Annotated in this window: 11 protein-coding genes; 4 read left to right on the top strand and 7 right to left on the bottom strand. The window is 34.7% G+C overall.

The features are described from left to right. Positions 1 to 56 precede the first annotated feature (56 nt). Together WA249_RS10025 and WA249_RS10030 are read left to right on the top strand one after the other, a co-directional pair. Positions 57 to 2,153 carry a sensor domain-containing protein gene (locus WA249_RS10025; RefSeq protein ID WP_336168379.1) on the top strand — a complete coding sequence of 699 codons (2,097 nt, stop codon included), beginning with the start codon at positions 57 to 59 and terminating at the stop codon, positions 2,151 to 2,153. Between the two features lie 128 nt (positions 2,154 to 2,281). Continuing rightward, positions 2,282 to 2,725 (top strand): universal stress protein, encoded by a 444-nt coding sequence (locus WA249_RS10030; protein ID WP_005046644.1) that lies wholly within the window; start codon positions 2,282 to 2,284, stop codon positions 2,723 to 2,725. Positions 2,726 to 2,782: 57 nt separating this feature from the next. Here WA249_RS10030 and WA249_RS10035 read toward each other — a convergent pair whose 3' ends face one another. The 6 genes from WA249_RS10035 to kynU form a co-directional block, all read right to left on the bottom strand. Further along, complete coding sequence (locus WA249_RS10035; protein WP_336168382.1) at positions 2,783 to 4,222, bottom strand: glucose/sorbosone family PQQ-dependent dehydrogenase; 1,440 nt, start codon at positions 4,220 to 4,222, stop codon at positions 2,783 to 2,785. A 676-nt stretch (positions 4,223 to 4,898) separates the two neighbouring features. After that, positions 4,899 to 5,012 carry a hypothetical protein gene (locus WA249_RS10040; RefSeq protein ID WP_336168384.1) on the bottom strand — a complete coding sequence of 38 codons (114 nt, stop codon included), beginning with the start codon at positions 5,010 to 5,012 and terminating at the stop codon, positions 4,899 to 4,901. A gap of 180 nt (positions 5,013 to 5,192) precedes the next feature. Further along, the gene (locus WA249_RS10045; RefSeq protein WP_336168385.1) at positions 5,193 to 5,468 is read right to left on the bottom strand and encodes a DUF6527 family protein; all 276 of its coding nucleotides are present in this window, start codon (positions 5,466 to 5,468) and stop codon (positions 5,193 to 5,195) included. A gap of 543 nt (positions 5,469 to 6,011) precedes the next feature. After that, the gene (locus WA249_RS10050) at positions 6,012 to 6,752 is read right to left on the bottom strand and encodes an alpha/beta hydrolase (protein WP_336168387.1); all 741 of its coding nucleotides are present in this window, start codon (positions 6,750 to 6,752) and stop codon (positions 6,012 to 6,014) included. Between the two features lie 7 nt (positions 6,753 to 6,759). After that, on the bottom strand, positions 6,760 to 8,166 hold the full coding sequence (locus tag WA249_RS10055) for an amino acid permease (RefSeq protein WP_336168389.1): 1,407 nt from the start codon (positions 8,164 to 8,166) through the stop codon (positions 6,760 to 6,762). Between the two features lie 40 nt (positions 8,167 to 8,206). Next, on the bottom strand, positions 8,207 to 9,457 hold the full coding sequence (gene kynU, locus WA249_RS10060) for a kynureninase (RefSeq protein ID WP_336168391.1): 1,251 nt from the start codon (positions 9,455 to 9,457) through the stop codon (positions 8,207 to 8,209). Positions 9,458 to 9,604: 147 nt separating this feature from the next. Between kynU and gigD the strand changes: the two genes are divergently transcribed. Together gigD and WA249_RS10070 are read left to right on the top strand one after the other, a co-directional pair. Next, positions 9,605 to 10,054, top strand: coding sequence for an Lrp/AsnC family transcriptional regulator GigD (gene gigD, locus WA249_RS10065; protein WP_004791887.1), 450 nt, complete (start codon positions 9,605 to 9,607; stop codon positions 10,052 to 10,054). A 29-nt stretch (positions 10,055 to 10,083) separates the two neighbouring features. Further along, entirely contained in the window at positions 10,084 to 10,623 is a 540-nt protein-coding gene (locus tag WA249_RS10070) for a GNAT family N-acetyltransferase (protein WP_336168393.1), read from the top strand. On the opposite strand, the gene WA249_RS10075 is transcribed toward WA249_RS10070, so the two are convergent. Further along, positions 10,605 to 10,898 carry a hypothetical protein gene (locus WA249_RS10075; RefSeq protein ID WP_336168395.1) on the bottom strand — a complete coding sequence of 98 codons (294 nt, stop codon included), beginning with the start codon at positions 10,896 to 10,898 and terminating at the stop codon, positions 10,605 to 10,607. The genes WA249_RS10070 and WA249_RS10075 overlap by 19 nt on opposite strands. Positions 10,899 to 11,104 lie beyond the last annotated feature (206 nt).

An 11,104-nucleotide genomic window follows, 5' to 3' on the forward strand; every position in this document is an offset into this window, starting at 1 on the left:
ATTACAATAATGGCTAATTAATAGATTAGCCCCCATACAATCTTTCTAGGCATGTTATGACTTCAATGTCGAACAACACCCAAAAGCATTTTATTGTTGAGCAAATTCCACTACCGACTTGGGTAAGTGATGAAAATGGCTTGATATTATATTGTAATGTAGAGTGTACAGAATATTGGCAGGATACTTTTTCTCCATTACCTCAGCAATGGTTAGATTTTATATCTCCTGTCGATTTAGACGAAGTCAAGAATAGATGGCTCGAAGCAATTCGCCTGCAAAAAAGAATAGAATTAAAATGCCGACTTTTACAAAGTGGCAATCAATATAGATGGTGCAAACTTTCCATTCAAGCCTCCAAATATCGCGGCTCTTCTCTAGCGAGTGAATGGTATGTCAGCTTTTTAGATATTGATCACGATATTCAAGAGCAACAAAACTTGCAAAAGAATATTGAAATACAAAATCAAATGTTAGACATCAGTGTAGATTGCATTAAGGTACTAAATGTAGATGGCACAGTTTCTCATATGAATAAATCAGGATGCCTCGCTTTAGGTGTCCCTGTCGATGAAACAAAATTTGGGATGAAATGGCTTGAGCTTTTGCCACCTCATATCCGTAAACGTGGACGTGTCGCTTTAAAAAAAGCCCTTCAAGGCAAAGTTGCCAGATTCGCTGGAATGAGCTGTTTACCAGATCAGGACCCCGAATATTGGGATAATATGTTGACCCCAATTCATCGGGAAAATGGGGAAATCATACAAATACTTTGTGTATCACGTAACGTTACTCAGCAGCATTTGACAGAAAATCAGCTTAGAAATATAAGTGAACGAGATGAACTGACCGGATTATGTAATCGGCGTTCATTTAAATTTCAACTTAAACGTACCCTTGCATATTCAAAAGATAGCCAAACAAGTGTGGGTTTACTATTAATTGATCTTGATCATTTTAAGCATATTAATGACACTTTGGGGCATAGCGCAGGCGACCATCTTTTAAAAGTCTTATCCAAACGGTTTAGTCATTGTGTTGATGATGAAAAATGCTTTGTTGCACGACTAGGTGGTGATGAATTTGCGGTTATTATTAATAACCTTAAATCTGAAAATGATGTACGCGAGCTAGCAGCTATTTTACTTCAACAGTTAAATCAGCCGATTACTTATTTGGGTAATGTTTTAAATGGTGGAATGAGTATTGGTTGTTCAATCTATCCTCAAGATGCCGTAGATCAATCAGGTTTACTTAGTTGTGCAGATATGGCATTGCATGACTTAAAAGCGCGTGGTCGCGGTGGCATTCGCATGTATGATCCATGCATGATGCAAATGACCGAGACTGTGGCCTCTCAGCTTAATTTAGCACGTCAGCTTATTCGTCATCATACCATCCAGCCCTATTATCAACCTAAAGTCGATTTAAAAACTCATCGTGTTGTAGGTTTTGAAGCTTTATTACGATGGCATACAACTTCAGCTCAAAGGGGTTATCCGTCACAAATTGCAGAAGCTTTTAAAGATTATAATTTAGCGAGTAAAATCGGTGAAACAATGCAACATCAAGTTTTACGTGATATCGCAAAATGGATAGATCTTGGTATTAAACCTCTTCCTGTTTCACTCAATGCCGCACCTGTTGAGTTTTTAAGAGACAACTATGCTGAGCGGCTCTTGAAAAAGATCAATCAATTTCAAATTCCAACACATTATATTGAAGTAGAAGTCACCGAACATATGCTAGGCGACCGAGGTTCAGAGTATGTGATCCGTGCACTTAACAAATTAAAACAACTTGGTGTACATATTGCGTTAGATGATTTTGGTACAGGTTTTTCATCACTTACCCATATCCGTGACTATCCAATTGATAGTTTAAAAGTAGACTGTAGTTTTATACAAAAGATGCAGCATGACCCATCAATTTATGCGATTGTTCAAGCAATTGGATTGCTCGCTCCAAATTTATCACTGGGGCTTATTGCAGAAGGAATTGAAACTCCGGAACAAGAAGAGCTACTTCGACAATTTGGCTATAGTATAGGTCAAGGATTCTTGTTTGAATCTGCTATAGATGCCAATCAAGTCATTTCAATACTTAAACAGAATCAACCTTACTTAGTAAGTCATTACAATGCTTTAAAATAAAATTTCTCATCTTTCCCCATACTAAAAATAAACAATAATCTTTCGAAAATTGTTCATAATATAAGCACAAAGATAATAAATTGGTGTTTTGGCACCCTACATTATCATAGGGTAATAAGGAGCAATATATGAGTTATCACCATATCTTAGTTCCAGTCGATGGTTCTCCTACTTCACTCATTGCTGTCAATCACGCAGCAGCACTTGCTAAAGCCTTTGGTAGTAAAGTGACTCTCGTATATGCGCTTACTATAGATCCTTTTATTTCTGTAGAGTTTATTGATAGTACAGAATTAGCACAGGATTATTTTAATAAAGCTAGAGCGTCTATTCAGGGTATTTTAGACCAAGCGAAAGAACAATTTAGCCAACATGGAATTTCTGTTGAAACAAAAATTGTTGAGGGTCAAACAATTCACACAGAAATTATTAAAGCAGCGACTGAACTCAAAGCAGACCTATTAGTTATTGGTTCTCATGGTCGAAAAGGGTTTAAAAAGTTCTTCTTAGGAAGTGTAACTCAAGCTCTTTTAGGAGAAATTCATTTACCGGTATTAGTCGTAACTGAATAGTTTTTCTTAAGCTAAAAAAAACCGATCTTATATAGATCGGTTTTTTAATAGCCGGTGTTACTGAGCCTTATATGTAAATCTAATCAGAGACCCAGGGTTTTCTAATGTGTTCGTTACAGAGCCGTCATCTTTTTGGACATTTCCGGCTGTATCAGTCAACACGTATAAGACATTCCCATCTGGACTTGCAATCACGTCACGATAACGGTTGTTGCTCTTAAACATTGGGATAGCATCATCATAAGTTGTACTGTAAGTTGGATCTAACTTAATACGGAAAATAACACCGCGTTTTAAAGAGGGAACCAATAATGTATTTTCCCAACCAGAAATTGCTTTTTTGCCGCCCTTATAGACATACGCAGATGACGGCGCAACTGTTGGCCAGCAAATGTAGGTCATATCTCCACAAGTTGGGTCATTATAATTGTAGGTATCTTGAACGGTATATAAAGTTTTTAACGGCGGTACAAAGTTTTTACCAGTCCATTCAGACTCTTTCATCACAGGTACACCTGTCGCTACTTTTACTCCGTTTTGCCCTAAATCTTTAATTTGTGACTTATTAGTTGCTGCCGAATAATTTGCATAGGCATAGCCGCTGTCATCTTTGTAACCAGCTACATTTGGCCAACCATAGTTACCACCTTTAACTATGAGGTTAATTTCATCGTCAGAGTTTGGACCTTGTTCAGATTGCAACAGTTTACCATTTGGAGTGAATGCTAAGCCCTGAGGATTACGGTGTCCAAGCGTATAAATATGGCTAACTACCCCGTTAAAATTTGGATTATCTTTTGGAATACTTCCATCAAGATTTAAGCGTAGTACTTTACCCATGTAGGTATGATAGTCTTTGCTACTCACTTCTTGTTGAGTCGGCGTATGCTGTGCTTGATTTGGCAAGAACAAATAAGCAAGCTGGTTACGTCCTTGGTCACCAATCGTATAGTAAATCTTTTGATCTGGACCAATTACAAGACGACCTGACTGATGGTCTTTCGATGAAGGTAATCCTGCTAATAAATCGACTGGCTTTTCAAGTGTATCTGTTGCTTTGTTATAGGTATATCGACGGATAATCGTTTGATTCGGTAATTCTTTATCTGTAGATTTCGGATTTTTAAATGTACCTGAAATATAAATATAAGGGTTATTTTTAAAGTTAGGATGGAAGGCAAAGCCTAACAAACCATTTTGTCCATCGGCATCATTTACAATCTCAGGCACCTGAAAAACTGTTTTTACACTGCCCGACTCTGGATTAACTCTTAGAATCTTACCTGTTGCGCGCTCTGTTAACCAAATTTGATTATCAGGCCCCCACAACAAAGCATGTGGCTTATTTAAATTAGATAGAATAACTTTCTTGTCAAAGTTTTCCGATTTCGCTTTAGCAAATTGAGATGGAGTTAGAGGAACATCAGCAAATGCTGAGAGTGTAACTAGCTGAGCAGCGCCTAATAAAGTAATTTTAGCCAATAAATGTTTATTCATGTGTTCACCTTATAAATTGTCAAAATTTTCCGAGAATTTTTAAACCTTTACTTACTGGTTTGTACGAGTTCTCTATATGATTTGTATTATGATGAATAACAAATCTATTAAAATCTAAATTTCTGAAAGGCTCTGTTGCATAAAAGTATGCTATTCAAGATGGATGAATACTGACGCAAGGTCTCTTTAAGATGAGTAACTTTAATTTACGACTTATATATTTTTAACTACTCTACTCGCTTTATATCTTTATCATTTTGAAATAAAAAATAAGTTAAATACACAGTTATTAACGAAGTCATTGATAGTTAAGGAGACAATTCCAAACATAAAATATATATTAATCAAAGATAAAAGTTAGAAGCTGTAATTAAAAATAGGCTTATAAACAAGGATATTTTATGTGCGACCTTTAAACCTATTAAAAATCACATATCAATCATTATTAATAAAAAGGTACCCACTTAACAAAATATCAATTTAATAAGATTTATTTTTATTTTACTTATTTTTCAGACAACCTTACAAGCAATCCCACATCCAATCTCAAATAAATTAAATAATATTATACAAAAAAAACTATGAAGAACTTTAATTTATAAAATACTATATTTTTCAATTATAAAAATAAAATACTTAGAACTAAGTGTAAAATCCAGATTATCACCACATAAAATTACACAGGATTAATAATGTAAAAATATATAACCATGACAAACAATATGAAAATAAAAATAATAAGATATGTGCCAACAGTATTAAAGCTTCTTAAAAACTTCCAGATATCCATACATATATAACAAAAGATAAGTTATAAAAATTATTTCAAGATTTTCTTTAATCTGCAACAAAAAGACATTTACAATTTTTTTAACTATAAAAGTTCAGTACAAAATGCGTAAAAATATATTTCAAAAGATCTATTACTTGACTATTGAGCAAAATCAAAAAAGTATGGTTATAATAAATATTATATAAATTTTAATTTTAGTTCTGGCAACTCGACCTTACATCCTGCTAAGCGATGTTTGCAATCGGAACTGTACTCAATGAATCCATCTTTAATAAAGTAATTGCAATAACCATTCATACTGATGCTTGGATCAAATGTTGGTTTTTCAAAGTTCCCATTAAAAATCCACTGACTCCCATTCGAAAACGGATAATGTACAGGAATATAATGAAGGTATCCGCAACCTGGACACATATGTTCGTACATACCACCTTCAAAATATTGTACTTTCATAAAGACTCTTCTATAAAAAAACAATTCATGTACGCGAAAAAATAAAATCATTTAGTTATCCACCCTAACTCTATATTTTTTATTCTTTTAATTTATCAACCGTATATGACAAATTTATGAAGAATAGAAATGCATCTCTACACTATTTCTGATCAATCCGATTACTTTATTCTTTAAAATGAAAAATTTTTAGATAGTTATTAATTTCAAAAGATATTTAACTTAGTATTTAGTTCTTATTATTTTACAGACCTATGTTAGATATAAAGCAGTTACAAGAAAATATATAAAATAAAAAAGTCCGCATCTTGGGAAGCTACGGACTTAAAAACTCAACTAAACAACAGCTAAACAACAGCTAAACAATTTATTGTTTAGTGAGAAAGCACTATCTCTTTAATCTAATTAAGTTCCACTGTTAGGTCAACAACAATAAATAATTTCTATAAAAAAATAGGTTAAGATGTGATTCACCTCACACTTTATCTTTCTATAAAATTAATTACTCATACAATCACATTGTATATATTCTAATTCGACTGCTTAAACTAATATCGACTTAAAATAGTATTCTAAAATAGAATAATGATTAGTTTTAGGAATAAGCTTAAAAGAAACAAAATCTTGGTCTTTTTTTATTTCAAAATAATTTTGGCTTTGCCATTTCAATTCTTCGAGCTCAAGTTCACCACATAAAATTGAACATGGAATAGGAATTCGATCACTGTGATAAATAGGACTATATTTTAAGATATCTTCGCTTGAAAGATTGAGAGCATGATTTAAATGGGTACTTTGTATAGGGTCCAAATCATAAATTCCACTTAGCAAAACCATCTCAGATATGAGTGGATGATCTAATGACAAAGCAGCAAGATGTGCTCCTGCTGAATGCCCAACTAGAATAACCTCGTCGGTTCTCCAATATTGCTCTCGAATAAAATCGAGAGCTTGAAGAACTTGAGAAGCAATATCTGAAATTTTGCTTTGTGGGGCTAGATCATATTCTAAAAGGACACACTGTGCTCCTTTTGCTAGAACATACGGTACGATAAATGCAAAATCTGATTTGTCACACCATTGCCAATAGCCACCATGAATAAAAATCATAGTCTTTTTGGCTTGCTCTAAGGGAAATAAATCTAAGGTTGACCTTGGGTGTTTGCCATATTGGATATCTCTACTATGAGTATATTCTTGGTAGCTAAGTAAACTTTTTCGTTGAAATTCTGCCAATGTCTCAGGTTCATTCGTCACAGTTCTAGCATTGTCATATGGTCTCATAGGTCTCTCACTTCAATGATTCTTCATGAGCATTTAAAGCAAGCTTGGCTGATGACCGCTTTAAATAGTAGAAAACCGTAAGAACAACAACTAATGGAACTCCAAATTGTAAAGTTGACTTGAATTCATTGGTAAACCATGTGGTGATTGTGATGCTTAAAATTGCAATTAACCCCAACAGTGAAATTAACTGACTCGCTGGAACCTTAAACTTTAACTCCTCTCCTTTTCGCGCAATATTCCTTCTAAAAAACATATGGGTAATGAAAATACTGCCCCAAGTGAACAATGCGCCAAACATAGAAAGAGCAATCATGATTGGGAAAGCAGAAGCTGGGTTAATTGTATAGATAATACTCGCAATACCAATACCCACTGCTGACAATAACAACGCGTTAATTGGTACGCCATTATGACTAATACGACCAAATAGTTTTGGTGCATCACCTGCGCGTGACAAGCTAAATAGCATACGTGTTGAGATATACAACATACTATTCATGGCTGATAAGGCCGCGACAATTACAATAAAATTTAAAATACTGTCCGCATATGGAATGCCTACAATTTTCATTACCATCACAAAAGGGCTGGTCGCATCGGCTCCAATTAAAGTTGTCCAAGGAACAAGTGCCACAATCAGAAATAAAGACAGTAAATAAAATAGGATTAAGCGAATTGCAGTACTTTTAAACGCTTTCTTAACGGCTCTTTCCGGATCTTTAGCCTCACCAGCCGCAACAGCGATCATTTCAATACTTAAATAACTAAATATTGAAATGATTACCCCAATCCAGACCCCACTAAAACCATGAGGAAAAAAGCCACCATGCTCGGTTAAATTAGAGAGAACCTGTTCTGTTCCTCCATGACTTTGGGTCAGAATGCCAATTGCTAAAAGAATAAATACAATAATTGCAAAGACTTTTATTGTCGAAAACCAATATTCAACCAAACCAAAAGCTTTAACACTATATGCATTAACCACAAGCAAAGTCAGCGAGAAAAAAGCTATCCAGACCCAAGAACCTATATGCGGAAACCATAATTTCATATAGTCAGCTACTGCTGTAATTTCTGTACCGACCGCTAATACAATACATGCCCAATAGCAATAACGGACTAAAAACCCAGCAAGAGGACTTACATAATGCTCAGCATATGCTCCAAATGAGCCTGACGTAGGATGCTGAACTGTCATCTCAGCCAAACAAGCCATAATAGCAAATGCAATTAAGCCGCCAATGGCATAGCTCACGATGACAGCGGGACCAGCAAAGCTAATTGCAAACTTGCTTCCCATGAACAGCCCTGTACCAATCGCTCCACCAATTGCAATCATTCCCATCTGTTTCGCGGATAATTTCTTATGTAAACCCGCTTCTCGATTTTGTATTTCATCAAAACTGCTCATAGGCCCTCCTAGCCATTATTCTGATATTAACCTTTAACGATCAGGTCACTTCGCTACGTACCAGATAACGCTCATTTTTCCATTCACTATTCAACATAATCTGCTTAAGTTGCTGTACGGCATTCCAAATATCTTCGAAACCTAAATATAGAGGTGTAATTCCAAAACGTAATACTTCCGGCTCTCGGTAATCCCCAATCACACCACGGGCAATAAGCGCCTGAATAATTTCATAACCAAACTCATGTCTATAACTGACATGGCTGCCACGATATTTATGGTTTAAAGGTGTAATCAGCTCAAAACCAAACTGAGGACATTCTTGTTGAACAAGTTGAATAAACAAATCAGTTAATTTGAGGGATTTCTCGCGTATTTGTTGCATATCAGCTTGTAAGAAAATATCGATACCACATTCGATTAGACTCATCGAAATGATAGGTTGTGTTCCACACAAATAACGACGAATACTGTTAGCTGGTTCATAGTGCTGAGCCATATCAAATGGTTTTTTGTGCCCCCACCAGCCTGATAAAGGTTGCCAGAACTGATCACGATGCTTTCGATTTACCCATAACAATGCTGGAGAACCTGGGCCGCCATTTAAATATTTATAAGTACAACCAATCGCAAAATCACTGTTGCTCTGATTAAGATCCATAGGCACTGCACCAACCGAGTGACATAAATCCCAAATAATCAAAGCATCCTTAGCGTGAATTTGTTGATTAATAGATTCCATATCATAGAAATATCCAGTCCGATAATTCACATGAGAAAGAACAACGACAGCCACATCTTTTGCCAAAACACGAGGCAAATCATCGGCCCCATTAATCAACTCAACTTGATAACCTTGATTAATCAAGTCTATAAAGCCTTCAATAATATAAATATCGGTTGGGAAGGCATCTTTTTCCGCAACAATAATTTTACGTTCCGGAAATTTTTCGGCTTGAATTTTTACCGCTGCCGATAAAACTTTAAATAAATTTAAGGTCGTTGAATCTGAAATAACCACTTCCCCTTTTTCGGTACCAATAAGCTGTGCGACTTTATCTCCGAGCCTAGTCGGTAGCCCCCACCAATCTGCTTTATTCCAACTATTAATGAGGTCCTCGCCCCACTCTTTTGAAATAATATGCTGAGCAACCTCTAATGATTTCTTTGGTCTTGCACCTAAAGAATTACCATCTAAATAAATGACATTTTTTGGCAGTGCAAATTCATCCTTAAACTTTTTGAGTTCATCTTCCTGATCCCAATAGAGGCATTGTTCACGAGTAATCATTTGTTATTTCACCTATTTTCAACATTTCCTTTGTATTTGAATTTTATCACGCCAATTCTTTCGATTTATTCGATAATATTTGATTAAAATTTGCTATTTTCGTATAAAATTCGAATTAAAATTAAAAAACATGGATAGAATTCGAAAATGAATGTAGATGCAATCGACCTAAAAATTCTGAAGTATTTACAAGATAATGCTCGGTTAAGTAACCAAGAACTGGCCGATCTCGTTAACCTTTCGGCTTCAGCTTGTCATCGGCGTGTTAAAATTTTAGAAAGCAATGGTGTAATTGAAAAATATCAAGCGAAAGTTAATTATGAAAAACTAGGTATAAAAATTGAGGCAATCGTCGAAATAAAACTTGCCCAGCTAACAGAAAATGATCACAACTTCTTTTTAAGTCAGATCAAAAATTTTGATGAAGTCATTAATGCATATATTATTACTGGTGAATCTAATTATGTTTTACACGTTGCGACCAAAGATTTGAGTTCTTTTTCTCATTTCGTCATTAACACCTTAAATAAAATAAAAGGTGTAGTGAGCATCAATTCCAAGATTATTTTGCAGAAGATTGTGCAAAAACCACTTTGACCCCTCATTTTTAATTAAAGAGTCACCTCATGATCGAAACAAAGCGTTTAATTTTAAGACAGTGGAAAGAAAGTGATTTTGAGCCATTTATAACAATGGGCTTAGATCAAGATGTTATGCAATTTTTTCCAAATCTCTTAACGCCCCAAGAAAGCCTTAATTTAATCCAAAAAATTTCATCTCTTATTCACGAAAAAGGTTGGGGCTTTTGGGCAGTAGAATTAAAAGAAACCCATCAATTTATCGGATTTATTGGTCTACACAGCCAACCTGAACAATTTGATTTTTCTCCATGTGTGGAAATTGGGTGGCGACTTGCAAAAGAATTTTGGAAACAAGGTTATGCAACAGAAGGTGCAAAAGCAGTTTTAGATTATGGTTTTAATATACTGAATTTAGATAAAATCGTTTCATTTACCGCTACGATTAATACACCCTCTCAAGCTGTCATGAAAAAACTTGGAATGCAAAAAGTTAAAAACTTCGAACATCCTAAAGTTCCTCTTCATCACGAATTAAGAGAACATGTGCTATATGAAATCACGAATGTTTACTCATCAAAATCATAACCGACAGAGGTCGAACATTCCCAATATTCATTAAGTTTATCTGCTATTTCTTCTTTTTCCATAGTGGTAAGCACATAAAAAAGTTTAGCTTCTTTATTCTTTCTTAGAATTAATAAATTGTAATAATCATACTCAGGTCCATTCAGCCCTAAGGTAAGTTGTGACTCGCAATGTTTTTCTGCTTTGTAATGCCATTCAAGTTTATAAGTATCAAGGCCATCGGCAGCATTGATTACGATACCGTCATTGATTCCACCAATAAATCCAATTTTCATTGCATTCTCTAAATTCTTATTAGGATAATTCTCAATATAGCGCTAATTGAGTATGCTTCAATTTATATATTGTTTATCAAAAAGTATCGTATGTAAGCAAACTTAATCCTAGGGGCTAAAAACCTTAAATAAATTTGAAATATTTTTAATTTAAAGGAGGAATTTTCTACTAAAACTGCTTCATTATTATTTTTTGTTTTACAAAA

Source organism: Acinetobacter sp. 161(2023) (genome assembly GCF_037027805.1).
In the GTDB taxonomy this organism is placed as follows: Bacteria; Pseudomonadota; Gammaproteobacteria; order Pseudomonadales; family Moraxellaceae; genus Acinetobacter.